General features: G+C 60.4%; 22 protein-coding genes. 9 read left to right on the top strand and 13 right to left on the bottom strand.

The window, feature by feature from the left end:
* Positions 1 to 58: 58 nt before the first annotated feature.
* Together cobS and ABMC88_RS11155 are read right to left on the bottom strand one after the other, a co-directional pair.
* A complete protein-coding gene (gene cobS, locus ABMC88_RS11150; RefSeq protein WP_349576961.1) occupies positions 59 to 1,045 on the bottom strand; it encodes a cobaltochelatase subunit CobS in 987 nt (328 codons plus the stop codon).
* 220 nt (positions 1,046 to 1,265) lie between these two features.
* On the bottom strand, positions 1,266 to 1,892 hold the full coding sequence (locus ABMC88_RS11155; RefSeq protein WP_349576962.1) for a J domain-containing protein: 627 nt from the start codon (positions 1,890 to 1,892) through the stop codon (positions 1,266 to 1,268).
* A 95-nt stretch (positions 1,893 to 1,987) separates the two neighbouring features.
* Between ABMC88_RS11155 and ABMC88_RS11160 the strand changes: the two genes are divergently transcribed.
* Entirely contained in the window at positions 1,988 to 2,245 is a 258-nt protein-coding gene (locus tag ABMC88_RS11160) for a BolA family protein (protein WP_349576963.1), read from the top strand.
* Here the strand turns inward: ABMC88_RS11160 and ABMC88_RS11165 are convergent.
* Positions 2,242 to 2,736 (bottom strand): hypothetical protein, encoded by a 495-nt coding sequence (locus ABMC88_RS11165; protein WP_349576964.1) that lies wholly within the window; start codon positions 2,734 to 2,736, stop codon positions 2,242 to 2,244. The genes ABMC88_RS11160 and ABMC88_RS11165 overlap by 4 nt on opposite strands.
* A 110-nt stretch (positions 2,737 to 2,846) precedes the next feature.
* Between ABMC88_RS11165 and ABMC88_RS11170 the strand changes: the two genes are divergently transcribed.
* From ABMC88_RS11170 to ABMC88_RS11185, 4 genes are read left to right on the top strand one after another with little or no spacing between them, the layout of a single operon-like run.
* Positions 2,847 to 3,644 (top strand): hypothetical protein, encoded by a 798-nt coding sequence (locus ABMC88_RS11170; RefSeq protein ID WP_349576965.1) that lies wholly within the window; start codon positions 2,847 to 2,849, stop codon positions 3,642 to 3,644.
* Positions 3,566 to 3,796: a hypothetical protein gene (locus ABMC88_RS11175; RefSeq protein WP_349576966.1), complete on the top strand. Its 231-nt coding sequence runs from the start codon at positions 3,566 to 3,568 to the stop codon at positions 3,794 to 3,796. The genes ABMC88_RS11170 and ABMC88_RS11175 overlap by 79 nt, the downstream gene beginning before the upstream one ends.
* A 12-nt stretch (positions 3,797 to 3,808) precedes the next feature.
* On the top strand, positions 3,809 to 4,741 hold the full coding sequence (locus tag ABMC88_RS11180) for an IS5 family transposase (RefSeq protein ID WP_349576967.1): 933 nt from the start codon (positions 3,809 to 3,811) through the stop codon (positions 4,739 to 4,741).
* Positions 4,742 to 4,782: 41 nt separating this feature from the next.
* Complete coding sequence (locus ABMC88_RS11185) at positions 4,783 to 5,412, top strand: calcium-binding protein (RefSeq protein ID WP_349576968.1); 630 nt, start codon at positions 4,783 to 4,785, stop codon at positions 5,410 to 5,412.
* 57 nt (positions 5,413 to 5,469) lie between these two features.
* Here the strand turns inward: ABMC88_RS11185 and ABMC88_RS11190 are convergent, their stop codons facing one another.
* The 4 genes from ABMC88_RS11190 to ABMC88_RS11205 all read right to left on the bottom strand — a co-directional run bounded on the left by ABMC88_RS11190 (position 5,470) and on the right by ABMC88_RS11205 (position 8,778).
* On the bottom strand, positions 5,470 to 5,949 hold the full coding sequence (locus ABMC88_RS11190) for a thioesterase family protein (RefSeq protein WP_349576969.1): 480 nt from the start codon (positions 5,947 to 5,949) through the stop codon (positions 5,470 to 5,472).
* Positions 5,950 to 5,988: 39 nt separating this feature from the next.
* Positions 5,989 to 6,732 carry a M74 family metallopeptidase gene (locus ABMC88_RS11195; protein ID WP_349576970.1) on the bottom strand — a complete coding sequence of 248 codons (744 nt, stop codon included), beginning with the start codon at positions 6,730 to 6,732 and terminating at the stop codon, positions 5,989 to 5,991.
* A gap of 15 nt (positions 6,733 to 6,747) precedes the next feature.
* On the bottom strand, positions 6,748 to 8,262 hold the full coding sequence (gatB, locus tag ABMC88_RS11200; protein WP_349576971.1) for an Asp-tRNA(Asn)/Glu-tRNA(Gln) amidotransferase subunit GatB: 1,515 nt from the start codon (positions 8,260 to 8,262) through the stop codon (positions 6,748 to 6,750).
* Positions 8,263 to 8,367: 105 nt separating this feature from the next.
* Entirely contained in the window at positions 8,368 to 8,778 is a 411-nt protein-coding gene (locus ABMC88_RS11205; protein WP_349576972.1) for a c-type cytochrome, read from the bottom strand.
* Positions 8,779 to 9,163: 385 nt separating this feature from the next.
* Between ABMC88_RS11205 and ABMC88_RS11210 the strand changes: the two genes are divergently transcribed.
* Positions 9,164 to 9,541 carry a VOC family protein gene (locus ABMC88_RS11210; protein WP_349576973.1) on the top strand — a complete coding sequence of 126 codons (378 nt, stop codon included), beginning with the start codon at positions 9,164 to 9,166 and terminating at the stop codon, positions 9,539 to 9,541.
* Positions 9,542 to 9,585: 44 nt separating this feature from the next.
* Here ABMC88_RS11210 and ABMC88_RS11215 read toward each other — a convergent pair whose 3' ends face one another.
* Positions 9,586 to 11,139 (bottom strand): AMP-binding protein, encoded by a 1,554-nt coding sequence (locus tag ABMC88_RS11215; RefSeq protein ID WP_349576974.1) that lies wholly within the window; start codon positions 11,137 to 11,139, stop codon positions 9,586 to 9,588.
* A 62-nt stretch (positions 11,140 to 11,201) separates the two neighbouring features.
* Positions 11,202 to 12,647 carry a hypothetical protein gene (locus ABMC88_RS11220; protein ID WP_349576975.1) on the bottom strand — a complete coding sequence of 482 codons (1,446 nt, stop codon included), beginning with the start codon at positions 12,645 to 12,647 and terminating at the stop codon, positions 11,202 to 11,204.
* 243 nt (positions 12,648 to 12,890) lie between these two features.
* Here ABMC88_RS11220 and ABMC88_RS11225 point away from each other — a divergent pair, with 243 nt between their 5' ends.
* Complete coding sequence (locus ABMC88_RS11225; RefSeq protein WP_349576976.1) at positions 12,891 to 13,715, top strand: transglycosylase SLT domain-containing protein; 825 nt, start codon at positions 12,891 to 12,893, stop codon at positions 13,713 to 13,715.
* A gap of 3 nt (positions 13,716 to 13,718) precedes the next feature.
* On the opposite strand, the gene ABMC88_RS11230 is transcribed toward ABMC88_RS11225, so the two are convergent.
* The 4 genes from ABMC88_RS11230 to pepN are packed head-to-tail and all read right to left on the bottom strand — an operon-like array spanning position 13,719 to position 17,984.
* On the bottom strand, positions 13,719 to 14,153 hold the full coding sequence (locus ABMC88_RS11230; protein WP_349576977.1) for a hypothetical protein: 435 nt from the start codon (positions 14,151 to 14,153) through the stop codon (positions 13,719 to 13,721).
* The gene (locus tag ABMC88_RS11235) at positions 14,150 to 14,674 is read right to left on the bottom strand and encodes a hypothetical protein (RefSeq protein ID WP_349576978.1); all 525 of its coding nucleotides are present in this window, start codon (positions 14,672 to 14,674) and stop codon (positions 14,150 to 14,152) included. Before ABMC88_RS11235 ends, ABMC88_RS11230 begins: the two co-directional genes overlap by 4 nt.
* Positions 14,675 to 14,703: 29 nt before the next feature.
* The gene (locus ABMC88_RS11240; protein ID WP_349576979.1) at positions 14,704 to 15,444 is read right to left on the bottom strand and encodes an SDR family oxidoreductase; all 741 of its coding nucleotides are present in this window, start codon (positions 15,442 to 15,444) and stop codon (positions 14,704 to 14,706) included.
* On the bottom strand, positions 15,441 to 17,984 hold the full coding sequence (gene pepN, locus ABMC88_RS11245; RefSeq protein ID WP_349576980.1) for an aminopeptidase N: 2,544 nt from the start codon (positions 17,982 to 17,984) through the stop codon (positions 15,441 to 15,443). The genes ABMC88_RS11240 and pepN overlap by 4 nt, the downstream gene beginning before the upstream one ends.
* A gap of 93 nt (positions 17,985 to 18,077) precedes the next feature.
* Between pepN and ABMC88_RS11250 the strand changes: the two genes are divergently transcribed.
* Both ABMC88_RS11250 and ABMC88_RS11255 read left to right on the top strand, forming a co-directional pair.
* Positions 18,078 to 18,326 carry a hypothetical protein gene (locus ABMC88_RS11250; RefSeq protein ID WP_349576981.1) on the top strand — a complete coding sequence of 83 codons (249 nt, stop codon included), beginning with the start codon at positions 18,078 to 18,080 and terminating at the stop codon, positions 18,324 to 18,326.
* A gap of 93 nt (positions 18,327 to 18,419) precedes the next feature.
* On the top strand, positions 18,420 to 18,575 hold the full coding sequence (locus tag ABMC88_RS11255) for a DUF2256 domain-containing protein (protein ID WP_349576982.1): 156 nt from the start codon (positions 18,420 to 18,422) through the stop codon (positions 18,573 to 18,575).
* Positions 18,576 to 18,647: the final 72 nt, after the last annotated feature.

Raw genomic sequence — 18,647 nt, forward strand, 5'->3', positions numbered from 1 at the left:
ATAATAAAAAGCCCCGGTGCGCTGCACCGGGGCTTTTTTTATGCGCTGATAAAAAGTGTTACCCAAGGCTTACGCTTGCGGCGCTCTCCGGCAGCTCTTCGTCGAACAAACGCTGGTAGAATTCCGCAACCGTCTGGCGCTCCAGCTCGTCACACTTATTCAGGAACGACAGGCGGAAGGCGTAGCCCACGTTGTTGAAAATAGACGAGTTTTGCGCCCATGCGATGACGGTACGAGGCGACATCACGGTAGACAGATCGCCATTCATAAACGCCGTGCGCGTCAGGTCCGCGACAGTGACCATCTGCTTGACCGTCTTGCGGCCAGCCTCGGTGTTGAAATGCGGGTTCTTGGCCAGAACAATCGCGCTTTCTGCGTCGATGCTGAGGTAGTTCAGCGTCGAGACAAGCGACCAACGGTCCATCTGACCTTGGTTGATTTGCTGCGTGCCGTGGTACAGACCCGTCGTATCGCCAAGGCCCACAGTGTTGGCGGTAGCAAAGATGCGGAAATAGGGGTGCGGGGTGATCACTTTGTTCTGGTCCAGCAGCGTCAGCTTGCCGTCTACTTCCAGCACACGCTGGATCACAAACATCACATCGGCGCGGCCCGCGTCATATTCATCAAACACAATCGCAGTGGGCGTGCGCAGCGCCCAAGGCAGGATGCCTTCCTGAAAGTCGGTGACCTGTTTGCCATCGACCAGCTTGATCGCGTCTTTGCCGATCAGGTCGATCCGGCTGATGTGGCTGTCGAGGTTCACGCGCACAGTGGGCCAGTTCAATCGGCTTGCCACCTGTTCGATGTGGGTGGATTTGCCCGTGCCGTGATACCCCTGCACCATGACGCGGCGGTTGTGCGAAAACCCTGCAAGGATCGCCAAGGTCGTGTCGGCGTCGAACTTGTACGTGCTGTCCAGTTCCGGCACGCGGTCTGTGCGCTCTTCGAACCCCTTGATGGTCATGTCGGTGTCGATGCCGAACACCTCCCGTACCGAGATTTCTTTGGTCGGGGTCGCGTTCAGGTCCAGTCCGCCGTCAGCCATGTTTATCAATCCTAATTCTATCGCGCCCTCTCACAGGGCTTTATCTGTTTATCTCGTGCAACATATCGCGGGCAGGCTCAAGGGAAAGGCCTAAATTCGCCCTGCCTTTGAGGCCAGTTCTGCGCAGCGAAAGGCGGGGTGTGCCGCCTTTGCCCTGCTTTACCCGTTTGCGAGGGGTAAGACAGGGGAAACGTGCCTGCTGCGCGCCCGTGCGGATGGCTCAGTCCTTGAAATTCCGGCTGGATTTAAGCTGGTCCCACGCCCAGACGACCTGTTGCAACTGCTCTTCCTGGCTGCGGTCGCCGCCGTTCATGTCAGGGTGAAGAACCTTGATCAAGCCTTTGTAAATTTTGCGGATTTCCGGCTTGGTCAGGTTGTCCTTGGCCTCCAGAATATCCAGCGCCTTACGCTCTGTGGGGGGCAGACGGCGGCCCGCTTGGGGGCCTTTTCCGGGGTTTTGCGTGGCGTTCGCACCCAGCACCTGATGCGGGTCCTCGATGCCCAGACGCGCCCATGCGCGGGCTTCGGGATCGCCCATCGGCTTGGTCGGGCGGTCCCAGACTTTGTCTTCGGACATTTGCGCGTTCATCTCGGCCTCGGTGGTGCCATGGAAGAAATTCCACTTGGTGTTGTATTCGCGCACGTGCTGCTGACAAAACCAGAAATAATCATCCAGAACGTCGGGCGCTTTGGGGGCGCGATACTTGCCCGCCTCGTCACAGCCCTCGTGATCGCAGACCCGCGTCGACGTCTCCGACGCGCCGGACATGCCACGACGACCCCGAGGATTCTTCTTCTTTGCAGAAGAGACCGACATATCAAAACCAAAAGGATCGTTTTTTTGCATGGCTACACCTTTCCGAGCAGAGGCGGCCATACTAAACATGTGGCTGACAGAGGGAAGGGGGCGGCGCAAAAAAAATCGCTCTCATTGGAGGGTTTATGGCCGTTAAAATCGAGATCGAAGAGGCGCTGCGTGCAGCCTTTACCCCCGCCGTGTTGGTGGTAGAGGACGTAAGCGAGGCGCACCGCGGCCATGCAGGCTTTCGTGAGGGGGGCGAGACGCATTTTGACGTGAAGCTGGAGGCGCCGGAATTTGCGGGGCTAAGCCGTGTGGCAAAACACCGCGCCGTCCACAGTGCGCTGGGGGCGGATCTGATCGCCCGTATTCACGCGCTGTCGCTGGACCTGACGCCTTAGTCTTTGGCTGTGTCCTTGGGCGAGTCGTCTTCGTCCGCTGCCGCGTCGGGGGCGACGGTGACGCTGCGGGCACGCGCAAGGATGCTGAGCGACGCGCCGATTTTGCTGTCGATCTGAGTATCCTCGACCCCGTTGTCAGGCAGCGGGGCAGCGGCCGTGCCGTCGCTTTCATATTCCAATTCAACGGCTTCGCTGTCGTCGTTAAAGTCGTCGACGGGCGCGGGCAGCAGCTCTGGCTGGAACTCGGACGCGTCGCCCGTGCGCGGACGCCGAAACACCAGCACATTGCGCCATTCGGTGGTGGAGCCTGTAATGCCCGAGCGCTCGATCGAGGGCAGCGTCTCGCTGCGCTGGTATTCCCAGCCGTATCCCGCCATGCCGTTCATCAGCTCCTGCAAGGCAAAAGAAAACCGCGCCTCCGCCCCGCGCACGCCTTTGCCTTTGATCCCCTTGGAGGGGGCAGGCACGACTTTGTATTCATAGCGGGTCATTGGCGGCTCTCATTGGTTCGCGCCGTTTTAGCGCGGCGTGCTGCGAAAGGGAACAGGGTGTCTGGCCAAGTTTTGCCTGCCCCATTTGCAGGCATCCAGAAACCGGTGGCATGGCTGTCGCAGCGCGTATCTGCCTTGTTTCCGCAGTTTTGACGCAATACAGGGCAAGCCGCCTTTCATTTACACTCATCTTGCGTAGGCTAGACGCCATATTTTACGAAGGAATTATTGTGTGCAATTCAAACCTTATGAGCGGTTTGGGCGGTAGTTCGGATTACGGCGAAGTCACCATGACGCGCGGTGACAATAATTATCAGCTATTTGATTTTACGTCTGTCCTTGGGGAGACGCTTGATTTGGGCGGGCAGCGGATCGGGCTGGACGACGATTATTGGATCGCGCCAAGTTATGATGATTATACGTCTTTTGGCAGTATCGGAACCGATCTTTCACTGGTCCATATCGGGCGTGATGCGGCTGCGGAGGCGACCAATGTGACGTGGGACAGGATGCCGTGGCAAGACTCTCACAGTCCGTTTTTTATCTCAAGTTATTTTGAGCTTAACAGCTTTCAAGTTCAGTTGCAGCGGGCCGACGATGGCAGCTTTGATATTAGCACACGGTATGGAGATAGTGCTGGGCTCGGATCTTTGGTGGGCTACAGCATGGGTGACGGCTATGTCGCGGACATTGTAGGTGCGGTTAGCGATTGGAGTGTGAGCATCACCCGAGATACGCGCATCATTGGCACCCTAAACGATGACGACCTGCGTGCTGAAACCCGTGTGGTTGTGGATGAACTCATGTTCGGGGGGCAGGCAATGACAGGATGCGGGGCTATTGGGGCGAGGATACGTTGCTGGGCGGTGCAGGCGGCGACCTGTTCATCGCAGGGGCTGATCTGGTGATTGGCGGCGACCTCGATACGACCAACGATGTCGACACAGTTTCCTATGCCGAGATGGACGGCGCGGTGCGCGTGACCCTCGCCATTTTTTTCCAGAACGCGGCTTTGTTGCACAAATCGGCTGATGGGATTCACTGTATGAATCCAGCGTGATAGCTAACGTGTATGAGCAGTTGGACACCGACGACGTATAAGACCACGAACTGGTCAGATTATAACAAGGCCTTGAAGCAACGTGGTTCGTTATCAATCTGGTTTGATGCTGAGATGGCTTGGGAAGCGAAGCCTTCAGGTAAAAGGGGTCGTCAGCAGGCCTACAGCAACGCTGCGATCCAAGCCTGCCTGACGATCAAAGTGCTGTTTGGCTTACCTTTGCGGCAGACCACAGGCTTCGTTGAAAGTCTGTTGGCTTTAACAGGTCTTGAGTGGTCCGTGCCTGACTTCAGCACCTTATGTCGGCGGCAAAAGACATTGCCGGTCAGCATTCCGTATCGCGGCTCGTCTGGTCCGCTACACTTGCTCATTGACAGCACAGGTATCAAAGCTGAAGGCGAAGGCGAGTGGAATGCGCGCAAGCATGGTGGTCCCAAACGCCGTCTTTGGCGTAAGATACATATCGGGATCGACGAAGAAACACTGGAGATACGCGCAGTTGAGGTGACAACCAGCAGTATCGGCGACGCCCCGATGCTTCCTGATCTTCTCAACCAAATCCCAGCCGACGAAGACCTCGGCAGCGTCACTGCAGATGGCGCATTCGACACGCGCAAATGTCATGACGCGATTGCCGCCCGCAATGCCCATGCGGTCATCCCACCGCGCAAGAATGCAAAGCTCTGGAAAGCATACACACCAGGTACCATTGCGCGAAACGAAGCGGTGCGATCCTCAAAATATCTGGGACGTGCATTGTGGCGGCACCTGACCGGATATCACCGCAGAAGCCGCGTCGAAACGAAGATGCATTGTTTGAAATTGCTTGGTCAACGCCTCTCAGCTCGGGACTTCGATCGGCAGGTTGCCGAGATCCAGATCCGGGCCGCCATCCTCAATGGCTTCACCGCGCTTGGCATCCCGAAAACAGTGCCCGCAGCATAAATCCGTCTGGGGTAAGGGGAGCTCTAGCCTGCATTTGAATCGTGCAACAAAGCCCCAGAACGCAGACAAACGGCCTTGCGGTCGAGGGCGATGTTCTGACCAATATCGAGAACGTCATCGGGACAGGGTTCAACGACTATTTGCGTGGGAACGCCGATGCCGATGAAATGACGGGCGGCGATGGCAACGACTACATCGCGTCCTTTGAAGGCAACGATCTGCTGATCGGCGGGATTGGCAATGACCGGCTCTTTGGCGGGGTGGGCGAAGATTCGCTGCGCGGTGGTGACGGCGATGACCTGCTGGTTGGCGGTTCCGAGCTGTTCGACGAAAGCGAAAGCGACGTGTTCAATGGTGGTGCGGGCGCGGACACGTTCGAGCTTTACGCCGATCGCGGTTCTGACGTGATTGAAGACTTTGCGCTGGGGGTCGATACACTTCGGATCGGTTGGCAAATTGCGGGCAATGGCGGGCGGCTGTCGGGCGATGAGCCCGCTTCGGCTGCCGAATACCTGAGCGGTGCAACAGTGGTCGACGGCAATCTGGTCATCTGTTCAGGCGCCACCTTGCCGCACAGCTTTACCTTTGATCATCCGGGCTATGCCAATACGCTGACGCTGTTGGGCGTCACGGATGTTGTGGCCCTTGCCAATGATATCGAGCTGTTCTGATTTGGGGTGTTCCTACTCGTTTCGCCGCCGTTGAGAGGCGGTGAAACTGGTTGCGCGTTATTTGCGCACAATCCCGATCTTGCGGCCCACCCGCTCGGGGATGGCCAGCCCTGTCTGCGCCTCTTTCATCGTGGCAAGGTTGTTCAGGATCGCTTGCGGCATCGGGGCGACCTTGGGTTTCTCGCCTGATTGATCCACATGCAAGGTCAGCGCTTCACCTGTCGCTGCGCACCAGCCGTCCTCGTGCCAGAGTTCTTGGAAGACGTGGAACCGCTTTTCATCATAGTCGATGAGGTGGAAGGTGGTCGTGACGCGGTCGCCTTCATGCAATTCGCGCAGATAACAGACGTGAAATTCGGCCACATAGGTCGTGCATTGTGTGGTGTCGCGATAGTTTGGCCCGAACCCCAGTTGGGGATAGACCTCATCCGCGCCCTTATCCATCAGAACAGAGTAGTAAGCCATATTCAGATGGCCGTTATAGTCGATCCATTCAGGCAGAACGGGCATGGGCGAGGAGCGGAGTATTTGTTTCATAGGCTCTGGTTAGCACGGGAAACCGGTCGGGGCGAGAGGCTAAAGCTGTAGGTGAATGTGGTCGTCGTGACGTGCAGCGCGGCAACCTTGGAAACGGATCTTCGGTTCATTGGGGGCAAAGCGTTGCTTCAGGTGCGGCTCGATGAACACCTTTCCCACACGCGGGTCGGCGGACAGCAGGCGCAGGGCGGTGCGCATGCGCGCAGGCTCAAGCTCGTGATTGGGCCACAAGGGTTGCAGCCACGCCAAATCCCAGCGCATCGTCAGGTGGCGCTTGGGGCAGGGGGTTGGCCCGTCCTCGAACGCGAAATACCCCAGCGGAGATCGGGCGCTTGCGCCCAGATACCCGTCCGCGTCGCGGTAATAGAAGGCGATGTCGGCCTTGGCCCCGTCATTGTGGGACAAATGCGGCAGCAGGGGAAACCCGTCGAAAAAGGGGAAATTCGCATCAAGGATCAGTGTGGTTGTGCCGTCATGCACCGCCGCCATCGCATTCGCGTAATCGGTCAGCACCTGCGCCAGCTCCGGCGTGACATAATGCCGGTTCAACGCGCAATAGAGCGGTGATTGCATCCGAATCGCCCCGTCCGAGGCGCAGGGCAATGCAACGCGCCCTGCTAGTGGTGCAAGCCAGACCGCGCCCAGCGAAAGCGCGATGTAGACCGCGCCAAAGACCAACCACGGGCGGCGAAACCACAAGGCCACCGCCCAAGCAAGGCCGCCCAATTGGGTCAGGATAGTCAGACCCACAATAGCCGCGACATGAAGAATGGCGCGGATCATGGGCGTGCCTTCGCCTTAGGTCTCTTGCAGCTTGGCCGCGACCAGTTGATTCACGGCCTTTGGATTGGCCTTGCCGCCTGTGGCTTTCATCACCTGACCCACAAACCAGCCTGCCAGCTTGGGGTTCAGCTTCGCCTTGGCGACCTGATCGGGGTTGGCGGCAATGATCTCGTCCACGGCGGCCTCGATGGCGCCCGTGTCGGTGACTTGCTTGAGACCTTCGGTTTCGACCACTTCGGCAGGGTCGCGGCCCGTGGTGTAGGTGATTTCGAACACGTCTTTGGCGATCTTGCCGCTGATCGCTTCAGAGGCGATCAGATCCACAATCCCGCCCAACATGGCGGGGGTCACGGGGCTGTCAGAGATGTCTTTTTCGTCTTTCTTGAGGCGGCCAAACAGCTCGTTAATCACCCAGTTGGCGCACATCTTGCCATCACGACCTTGGGCGGTTTCCTCAAAATACGAAGAACTGTCCAAGTCGGCGGTCAGCACGGATGCGTCATAATCGCTGAGACCGAAGTCGTTGATAAAGCGTGCCTTCTTGGCATCAGGCAGTTCCGGCAGATTGGCGGCAATCTCGTCCACCCACGACTGCTCAATCTCCAACGGCAGCAGATCGGGGTCAGGGAAATAGCGGTAGTCATGCGCTTCTTCCTTGGACCGCATGGAGCGTGTCTCTTGCTTGTCGGGGTCAAACAGGCGCGTCTCTTGGGTGACTTCGCCGCCTGCTTCTACGATTGCAATCTGGCGCTTGGCTTCGACGTCAATCGCCTGCTGGATGAACCGCATCGAGTTCATGTTCTTGATCTCGCAGCGCGTGCCAAGGTGGCCGAAATCGCCTGTGGCTTTGTATTTCTCGTACTGACCCGGTGCGCAGATCGACACGTTCACATCGGCGCGCATTGCACCCGACTGCATGTCGCCGTTGCACGTCCCCAGATAGCGCAGGATCTGGCGCAGTTTGGCCAGATAGGCGGCGGCCTCTTCGGGGCCGCGAATGTCGGGGCGGCTGACGATCTCCATCAACGCGACGCCTGTGCGGTTGAGGTCCACGAAAGACATATTGGGGTCCATGTCGTGAATGGATTTTCCTGCGTCCTGTTCAAGGTGGATACGCTCAACCCCCACCATCCGTGCCGTGCCATCGCCAAGCTCGACCAGCACTTCGCCTTCGCCCACGATGGGGTGGTAAAGCTGCGAAATCTGGTAGCCTTGGGGCAGGTCGGGGTAGAAATAGTTCTTGCGATCAAAGGCCGACCACAGGTTGATCTCGGCCTTGAGGCCCAGCCCTGTGCGCACGGCCTGTTCGACGCAGAATTCGTTGATCGTGGGCAGCATCCCGGGCATGGCCGCGTCCACAAAGGCGACATTCGAGTTAGGTTCGGCGCCGAATTTGGTCGAGGCGGCAGAGAACAGTTTCGCATTCGAGGAAACCTGCGCGTGGACTTCCATCCCGATGACCAGTTCCCAGTCTTGCTTGGCCCCTGCAATCGTGCGGATTTTCGGCTCGTCGTAGGTGAGGTCAAGCATGGGATGCGCCCTTTTTGGATGATGTCAAACGGGGTTTAGCCTCGGGCGCGGTCCTGTTCAAGGGGGCCGCAGCCCGCAGGTAATCTCTACGCATCCCGTTGCCCGCTATTTCTGCAAAGTCTCGAGGTAATCAAGCAGCGCGGTCATATCCTCAGAGGACACCTGGGCCACGTCACCCGCCTTTTGCATATGCGCCAGCCCCACGGTGCCGAAATCGGGCATCGCGGCGTCTACGTCTTCTTTTTCCACCTTGCCCAGCACAAAGCGCTGCACAAAGGCCCGCGGGAAGACGCCGTCATTACGGGCAGTCAATCCGGCAAGTGTGGGCGGCGGGGCGCCAAGGCCGAGGGAGGCGTCGCCGCCGCCCATGCCCGTCGCACCGTGGCATTGTGCGCATTCGGCCGCATAGATGGCTTTGCCCCGCGTGACGGATGCGGTGTCAAAGGCGGCCGTCTGGGCGCAGCCTGCCAACGCAAGGGCGCAGGCCGTCAGGGAAAGGGGGAAGCGGGAAAACATGGGCCAGTCTCCGATCTGTTCTGGATACATCCCCGCAGAACGGGGTTGGGTCAGAGTAAGGTATGGGGAAGGGCGGTCAATGACATAGATCAAACTAGGCGCGCCGTTCGCATGATTGGCAGGGCGGCCAGAACATCGCTGTGCCTGTTTGTGGCTCTTGTCGCGGTTGGGGCGTTCGGGGGCTCCTCGATTATGGCGGGTGAAAACAGGAGTGCAGCGGCAACATTGGCACCTTTCCGCGATGCTTTTGGCATAAAGCAGAGACCTGACGCCGCCCAGCTGTGTTCCGTCCATCAGATGATTCGGCTGAAGTCCCGTTTCGTCAAAGTCGTTGACAGATCACCTGATCCGCAAGGATGCTGGGCAAAATCAGGAAGGACAGAATATGGCCTTGATAGACCTCGACCATACCGTCACGCTGAGCATGACCGTATCAGACAGGCACGCAAGCGCGCAGTGGTACGCCGACATGCTGGGCTTTTCGCTGCTGTTTCACGCGGATGACGCAGGCTGGACCGAGATGGCGACCAATACGCCCGGTTTGACGCTGGGCTTTGGCACGCAGGCTCCGGTCGCGACCAGCAGCACGATCCCTGTGTTCGGTGTGGCAGATATCGCCACAGCCCGCGCCGCACTGGAAGCGGCGGGCGTGGCCTTTGACGGGCCGACCGAGACGATGGAGGGGATGGTTGCCCTGAGTACGCTGTTTGACCCCGACAACAACAAGCTGATGCTGGCGCAGAACCTCATGCAAGGGGCGTAAGGGGTGCGCCAGCTTTGGCGCAGCGCACCCCGAAAAAGCGGCTCTTAGCCCATCGCTTGCGCTTTGAGCACGCGGCGCAGGATTTTACCGCTGGCGGATTTGGGGATTTCATCCACAAAATGCACGGTGTGGACCTGTTTGTAGGACGAAAGCGTCTTGGCCAGATGTGCCTTGATCTCTTCCTCGGTGGGGGCGGGGTCGCCTGCCACCACATAGGCCACAGGCAGCTCGCCCGCCTCGTCGTCGGGCAGGCCGATCACGGCGGCGTCGATGATACCGTCATGGGCGTTCAGCGTTGCCTCCAGCTCTGCAGGGGCGACTTGGAAGCCTTTGAATTTGATTAGCTCCTTCAGGCGGTCCACGATGAACATATACCCTTCGTCGTCGATATAGGCGATGTCACCTGTCTTGAGCCAGCCATCGGGCGTCAGCGTCTCGGCGGTGGCTTTTTCGTTGTTCAGATAGCCTTGCATCACCTGCGGGCCTTTGATCCACAGCTCTCCCTCGCTGCCTGCGGGCAGGTCTTCGCCGCTGTCCGGGTCAACCACACGGCACAGAGTGTTGGGCAACGCCACGCCAGACGAGCCCGACTTGGGCCTATCGGACGGCGTGGTATGGGAGACGGGGGAGAGTTCGGTCATGCCGAACCCCTGCAACGAGATACAGTTAAGCCGTTTTGCCACTGCATCCGAAACTTCGGCCCCAAGGGGGGCGGCACCCGAGAAAATCTGCTCGACCGAGGAAAGGTCGTAGTTGTCCACGATCGGGTGTTTCGCCAGCGCCAGCGCCACAGGCGGGACGATCCACATGCGGCGGGCTTTGTGGTCCTGGCTGATCTGCAAAAACAGCTCCAGATCGAACCGCGGCATGGTGACCAGCGCACCACCACCCGCAAGGTGGACGTTCATCAGCACGTTCATGCCATAGATGTGAAAGAAGGGAAGGAAGGCCGCGGCCACTTCGCCGCTGCGCACGTCACCGCCAGCGATGACCTGATCGACGTTGACCACAAGGTTGCGGTGGCTTAGCCGCACGCCTTTGGGCAAGCCTGTGGTGCCCGATGAATAGGGTAGAACAACTGCATGGGTATCAAGGTCGACGGGCGCTTGCGCCTCTTGCGCTGCGCCGTAAAAGGCGGACAGCGGCTCGGCCCCGTTCTGGGCATCGCCCATCACGACAACGGGCTGGTCGGCGGCGTCTTTTGCCGCCGCTTGGGCGGTGTCGAGGAACATCGGAATGGTGATCAGAAGGTCGGCGCCGCTGTCGCGCAGCTGATGTGAGACTTCGGCGGTGGTATAGGTGGGGTTGATCGTGGTGATCGTACCGCCCGCCCAGGCAACCGCATGGAAGACAACGCAATAATGCGGAATATTGGGCGACATCAGCGCGACGGTTTTACCCGCGCCAAACCCGCGCTCCGTCAACCCGCCTGCAAGTGACTTGACCTGACCCATAAATTCGGCGGCGGTCATGGTCGCACCTGTCATCCCGTCGGTCAGCACGACCTCGTCGGGGCGCTGTGCAAGGTTTTCAAAAACGCGTTCTGTAATGGATTGATCGCGCAGCGCGATGTCTGCGGCGGCGGTGTGATATGTCATGGTAATTCTCCCTCAGGCGCGAAGCCTAAGGCAGAGATGGCGGGACTGTCCAGAGGGGGTGTTCAGGCGGGAGTGGCCACGACCCCTTGATCGGTAAAGATAATCTGTTTGCCTTCCGCGATCTCCCTGCGGAACAGGCCTGCGATGATGCGCAGGGCATCGTCCTGACCTGCGGCTGCAAACCGTGTGGCCGATGCAACCCGCAGGTTGTTGGCAAAGCCTTGGGCCGCGTGGGCCCAGATCATCGGGTGCAGCTCTGTCAGATGTTCGCGCACAATCCAGTCCGCACAGGCCGCGATCTGGGCGCGGATGTGGTCGGCGTCGTCGTTGCCCGAAAACGCCTGACCCATGGTGTTGGCGCAATAGGCGGCCAGCAGGTTGATGGTGTGCGGCTCGGGGCGGCGGGCGACGATGTCGTGCAGCCCTTCGATAAAGAACGGCAGGTCCAGTTGCGCGCAGGCCATGTCATCCACGCTGATGGCATCGAACATCACCCACGCATATGCGCCAGCACCCCAGACATCCTGCGTACGGGCAGCCGTGCGGCGGGCTTCCAGTTCCAGCTGGGCGTGGCTGCCGTACCAGCGCGGCAACATATGGGTGCCAAGGGCGCGCAGCGGCGCAATGTTGAGCGGGTTAAGATCAATCAGCGCCTCATAGCGGTCGGCCACCGATTTGGTCGAGCATTTGTCCCCGCGCATCAGCGCACAGCCGGTGCTGGCCATCAACGCGGAAGTCTCGTGTCGGCCTGCAAACCCGGCGACGATGTCACGTGCGCGCGAAAAATGCGCGTCAAAGGCTTCGCGGTTGCGCGGCGCAATCTCGACGTCCCAGCCGATGCCACGCCATGACCATGCCATATCCATATGCGTTTGCGCCACAATGCAGCCGATCACGTAGTCATCGCTGTTCTCGGCCAGCACATACTCCAACGCCTCGATACCCCGCAGCAAGGGCGCGTCCCGTTCGGGCGTTCTGTCCAGCAGGGCGTGTTCCACCGCCAGCACAACATCGGCGCGGGCGCCAAAGGCCATCAGCTCGGCCACGGACATGCCGCCCGGTGTCATTTCGTTTGATTGGTCTGCCGCACGGATCAGACCTGACAGCGCTTCCCAATCCTCTTGCCGCGCCAGTTTGAGGGCGCGGTTCTGGTGGTGGTCGCGGGTGCGTTCCTCGCCCGTGGGATCGGGGCAGGGGATCGACAGGTTTGTGGGGGCTGCGTTGTTTGTGGTGGTCTTGGGGGGGGTGGTCTTGTGGGGCTTTGGCGTCGGCGCAGTGGTCGGCTGATAGGCTGGCTTTGCGTGAAAGACACGGCGGCCAGAATCGCACGGACGCAGATCGGGGAAAACGGAATGGGTGTGCGGCGCGTCACTCACGGCTTGCTGTGGGGCAGCGTCGGTCTGCGCATACTCAGAGGCAAACGACCGGTCAGCGGCCTTTGCCTTTGGCGCGTCTTGTGTCTGGCCAAAGCCTGACAATTTGCGGAACAGCGATGTGAAGTGCGTCATGCAACCATCCATTTCGTTTCGTGTTAAGGCAGTTTTGACCCGCATTTGGGGCGCGAACATGGCCTGCGCGGGGTGATCTGTGGAAATATGCTGCCGAAAGGACGTCGAATGCGGCAGTTTGTAGCGCCAACCCCCCCAGATTAACTTTTGCAGCGCCCAGTGTTGCGCAACGGGGAACAATCATTGAGGCAGCGACGCGCTGATCGCTTGTCAGGGGCGACAGAGACGTATCATACTGCGCTGATGAAACAGGTATCTTTATACAGGCAGCTCGCAGGGCGGCTGTTTGCGGCCGCGGGTCTGGCTGTGGCATTGGGCGTTGTCGCGGGCGCTATCCCCGCTAAGGCGCAACTGCCCGAGCTGGTGCGCCCCCCGATTAAGGCAGGCATTGTTGCGCCCTCAGTCGCTGCCGCATCCGCGCACATCGCCGCACCTGATCCTGCCTTCATCGGCCCCATGCGCCCCGCGCAGGCACAACCAGCGCCCGATGCCATTCCTTTTGACGTCCGCCCGCCTGTGCGCAAGGCAGGCATACCGCGCACGCGGTGGCAGCATATGAACGGCCACGCCGTCTGGACGCGGGCCGCGCTATCGGCGCTTAAATCACATGGCAAGCCGCTGGTCGATCTGGTGCCGCGTGACATCGCCAACTGGTGCCCTGCCTATCCCGAAAACCCCGACGCACAGCGCCGCGCCTTCTGGGTCGGCTATATGTCCGCCTTGGCCAAACACGAAAGCACGTACAAGCCGTGGGCCGTGGGCGGTGGGGGCAAATGGTATGGCTTGCTGCAAATCCTGCCTGCCACGGCACGCGGGTACAAATGCCATGTCGGCACGGGCGAGGCGCTCAAGAACGGGGCGGCGAACCTGTCATGTGCGGTGCGGATCATGACCTATACAGTGCAGCGTGACGGTGTGATCCACGGGCGCGACCGCAAATGGCGCGGAGTCTCGGCGGATTGGGGGCCGATGCGCAGCCCGTCCAAACGCCGCGACATGGCGGGCTGGCTCAAACGGCAGACCTATTGCCAATCGCTTAGCACCCTGCGCCCCAAACCGCGCCCCTGAGCGTTAACCCATCAACGAGAAATGGTGCCGCTGCGTGCGCAGGCCTGCGTCTTTTGCCGCTTGCTCGATCACGTCCACAGGCGGGGTGGCCGCATAGGGCACGCGGATTTTCACGCCAGAGGGGCGTACCACGCTGAGCCGCACGGACAGATCAAGGCGGGTGTCAAAGCGCAGGTGGTCAATCTCGCTCAGGGCGATCTGGGCAGTCTGGCGACCCGCGTGCCAGCGCAGATGCGTGGCGTCCAGTGACAGACCACTGCGCGGGTTGGCGCAAAAGTCATAAAGCGCGGGCAGGGTGAACAGTCCGACAAGGGCAAGGACTATCGGCGCGGCATCAAGCCAGACATGGGCCGCCAGCAAGACGGCCCAGAGGGCCAACACGATCACAGCGGTCGCAGGCTTGCGGCCCTGCGCCTCAAACCTGTAATCCACGCTCATGCGGTGCGGAATATCCGTGCCAAGGCACCCATGGCATCGGCCTGCGCCGCGGTTGGCATGCCTTTGGTGCCTGCGGCGGTGACATCGCCCAACACGCGCATCAGCTTGTCAAAGCCCATCCCGTGGTCCAACTGCTTGAGCCGCTTTGTCAGCCGCTCGAACGCAGGTGTGGGGCCGCCGCCTTGTGCAACGATCCACGGACCAAAGACGGCCATATCCTCGGCTTGTTGGGGCGTCAGGCCCAGATGCTTTCGGAACGCGGGCCGCATATCAGGCATATCGCTGGCCGCGTCCATCTGCGCAAAGGCGCTGGCCATGGCGGTCACGCACAGCTCGGGCGAATGCAGGCTGACGATAGAGTGGACATTGGGCTGGGCGCGAAACTCCAGCCGTTTGGCCGCGGCCCGCACATCCGCAGGGGCCGAAATCGCCCCCGAGACCAGATAGGCCCCGCGCTGCACCCTGCGCCAGACGAAATAGCCACCAAACACGGCGGCACATAGAAGAAGTATGAATTCCATAGACGTTTTCCGTAGTCTGGAGGGGGGGGCTATCTGCCGCCTGTCACATCAAGGGTAGAACCCGTGATATAGCTGGCTTGATCCGACATGAGCCACAACACAGCCTCGGCAACCTCGAACGCGCTGCCCGTGCGCTGCATCGGCACCATGCCCGACAGGCGGGCGGCGCGGTCGGGATCGCCGCCTTTGGCGTGGATGTCAGTGTCGATCAACCCCGGCGCGATGCCCATGACGCGCAGGCCCTTCGGGGCGACCTCGTCCGACAGGCCCTTGGTGAAAATGTCCATCGCGGCCTTGGTCGCGGCATAGTCGACGTATTGATTGGCCGAACCCAGCCGCGCCGCCGCAGAGGTGATGTTGATGATCGTGCCAGCCCCCGCAGGCTCCATCCGCCGCACGGCGGCAGCGGCGACCAGCATGGCACCGATTACGTTGACGTCGAACATCTGGCGCAGCCGCTCGTGGGTCAGCGCACTCACGCGGGTGGCATGGCCCACGATGCCCGCGTTGTTGATCAGCGCGTCCAGCTGGCCAAAAGTTTCGTCCAGTTGAGCATACATTGCGTCGATCTGCGCGGGGTCGGCGACATCTGCTTTGATCACCGCAACCTTTGCCCCCGCATCACGGGCGGTGGCCGCAGTGGCCTCGGCCGCCGCAGCGTCCGAGTTATAAGTGAGCGCGATGTCATAGCCGCGCTGGGCCGCGAGGATGGCGCAAGCGGCCCCAATGCCGGTAGAGCCGCCGGTGATCAGGCAAACAGGTCGGGTCATGCGTTCGATATCCTTGTCAGCATTTCGGTCGTGTCGCGGCTCAGGCCGTCCGTGGCGAGAATGCGGGCGACTTGCGCTTTGATCAAGGCCTGACGGTCCGTGTCATAGCGTTTCCACGTCTGGAAGGCCGAACACATCCGCGCCGTGGTCTGGGGGTTTACGGGGTCGAGCTTGATCAGCCAGTCGGCCAGCAAGCGGTAGCCCGCGCCCGACGGCTGGTGAAAGCCTGCGTGATGCATGATGAGCGAGCCGAACACCGCGCGAAAGCGGTTGGGGTTCTGCCAGTTGAAATCGGGGTGTTTGGTCAGGGTGGCCGCGATCTCATGGGCGTCTTCCGGATCGGCCTCGATGACTTGCAGGCCGAACCATTTGTCCATCACCAGACGGTCGTCTTTCCACTGTGCCTCAAACGCGTTCAGCGCGGCCTCACCACGGCCAGCGCGGATCAGGTTGGCAAGGGCGGCCAGTTGTTGGGTCATATTGTCGGCAGCGTCGTATTGCTGTTGGGCCAGCGTGCCGCCGTCGCTGCGGGTCAGCAGGGACAGCGCCGCATTGCCAAGCGCACGCATACCCGATTGCATGGCGTCAGGGGCGTATGCCTCGATCACAAGGTTGTCTTCGTAGAGGTCCGGCAGCACCTCGGTCAGTTCGGTCGCGATGGCATCGCGCAGCGCCTCCAGGGCGGCGTGGATGATGTCAGGTTCTGGCACATGGCCCGCGTCATGCAGCGCGGTGGCCATGTCAGACTGCGAGGGCAGGGCCATCATCAGGCGGCGGTAGGCGGGATCGAGGCTTTTGTCGCTGACCACGGTGCGCAGACCGGCCAGATAGGCGGGATCGGGGCGGGTGCCTTTCAGCATCATCGCGGTCAGGGTGTTGCGGGCCAAGGTCCGCCCCGCCTCCCAACGGTTGAACGGATCGGTGTCATGGGCCAGCAGATGCGGATGGTCCGCGTCATGCTCCAACACCACGGGCGCCGAAAACCCCCGCAGGATCGAGGCCACGGGCCGTGCGGCCAGCCCCTCGAAGGTGAAGCTTTGGGTGGCTTCGGTCATTTCCAGAATACGGGTGGGCGCGACTTCTGCACCGTCTGCGCCGATCAGGCCCACGGCAATGGGAATGACATGCGGCTGGGGCGCAGGCGTGGCCGCGCTGGGCGGAGTGTGCTGGGTAAAAGTGAGGGTGAGCGTATCGCCCGTCCACGTCTCTTCGGCCTTCAGGCGCGGTGTGCCTGCCTGCGAATACCAACGTTTGAACTGCGTCAGGTCACGGCCTGTGACCTCCTCGAACACGGCCAGCCAGTCCTCGATGGTGCAAGCCTGCCCGTCGTGGCGGTCGAAATAGAGCGTCACGGCCTGCGCATAGGCGTCATCACCCACCAGCGTTTTGAGCATGCCGATCACCTCGGCCCCTTTTTCATATACGGTGGCGGTGTAGAAGTTGTTGATCTCCTGAAAGCTTTCGGGGCGTACGGGATGGGCCAGCGGGCCTTGGTCCTCGGCGAACTGGCGGCCGCGCAGATCAATCGCATCGCCGATGCGTTTGACGGGCGCGCTGCGCATGTCGGCGGTGAACTGGCTGTCGCGGTAGACGGTTAGCCCTTCTTTAAGGCACAGCTGGAACCAGTCGCGGCAGGTGATGCGGTTGCCGGTCCAGTTGTGAAAATACTCATGCGCGATGATCGCCTCGATCCCCTCAAAGTTCGTATCGGTCGAGGTTTCCCGCGAGGCCAGCACAGCAGAGGAGTTGAAGATATTCAGCCCCTTGTTTTCCATCGCGCCCATGTTGAAATCATCCACGGCGACGATGTTGAACAGGTCCAGATCGTATTCGCGCCCGTAGACGTCCTCGTCCCATTTCATCGACGCCTTCAACGCCTGCATCCCGAAGGCGCATTTGCCCTCGTCGCCCGGACGGACATAGAGGTTGAGCGTGACATCGCGGCCGTTCATCGTGGTGAAACTGTCGGTGTGGGCGACCAGCTCTCCTGCGACAAGCGCAAAGAGATAGGCGGGTTTGGGCCACGGGTCGTGCCATTCGGCGTGATGTGTAGTGGTGCCGACAGGGTTGCCGTTGGACAGCAGTACAGGGTGCGGGCCGTCGATGGTGACGCTAAAGACCGACATCACATCGGGGCGGTCGGGGTAATAGGTGATCTTGCGAAAGCCTTCGGCCTCGCATTGGGTGCAATACATGCCGTTCGACATATACAGCCCCTCAAGAGCGGTGTTGTTGGCGGGGTCGATCTCGACCTCGGCCTCGAACACGAACGGCGTGTCCGGCACGGCACAGGTCAGCCCCTCGGGGGTGAGCGTGGCCTGCGCATCCTTGCCGTCGATCGTGGCCGAGATCAGCTTGAGCGCCTCGCCGTGCAAAAAGAACGGCTGCGCGGGCGCATCCCTGTCGGGCGCAAAAGCGATGCGGCTTTTTACGCGGGTTTTATGCGGATCGAGGCTGAAATGCAGTGCCACGCTTTCGACCTGCCATCCAAACGCGACATAATCTTTAAGGTAGATGGTTTGGGGGGCCGCATCGCGCATGGAAAAACCTTATTCTGGAACTTTATCGTTGCGCGGCACGTTAGATACCCAACACAGCGTCTGCAAGGCGTGCATCACTAAAGGAGTAGCGATATGTCAGCCCCCGACACAAACATTGAAAAGCAAGAAGCCGAACACCGCCCGTCATTGGTAGGGATCAGAGGGGCCTTGGCGTTCGGCGCGCTTATGATGGTCCTGCTGGGCTTCTACAGCCTGTTCAACGGTGACGATGCCTCGGCCTATTCGGACGATGGCGAGGCCCCAAGCGAAACCGCACCGATTGCCGCCGATGTCTACGTCCCCGGCACAAATGACAGTGCGACACCAACCGCCACGGATTAATCCGCAGGCAGACTTCGCAAAACGACATCCGATCGGGCGCCCCCGTAACAGGGCGCCCTTTTTTGTTGCGCGGCGCGACCTAGATCGTCGACCATGCCAAAACACATCAAAAAATCCGACCTGCCGCAAAAGATCTGCGCAACCTGTGACAAGCCGTTCACATGGCGCAAGAAATGGGCCGCGGTCTGGGACGAGGTCCGCTACTGTTCGGAGCGGTGCAAGAGGGCGCGGCCCAAGGGAAAGGGCTGATGCATGTGAACTGGTAAGATCATTTTACCAAAACCGCTTGCGGCGTGACGGGGTTGGGATTATCCGTGGGGA

This window comes from Sulfitobacter aquimarinus (assembly GCF_040149565.1).
Classification (GTDB): domain Bacteria; phylum Pseudomonadota; class Alphaproteobacteria; order Rhodobacterales; family Rhodobacteraceae; genus Sulfitobacter; species Sulfitobacter aquimarinus.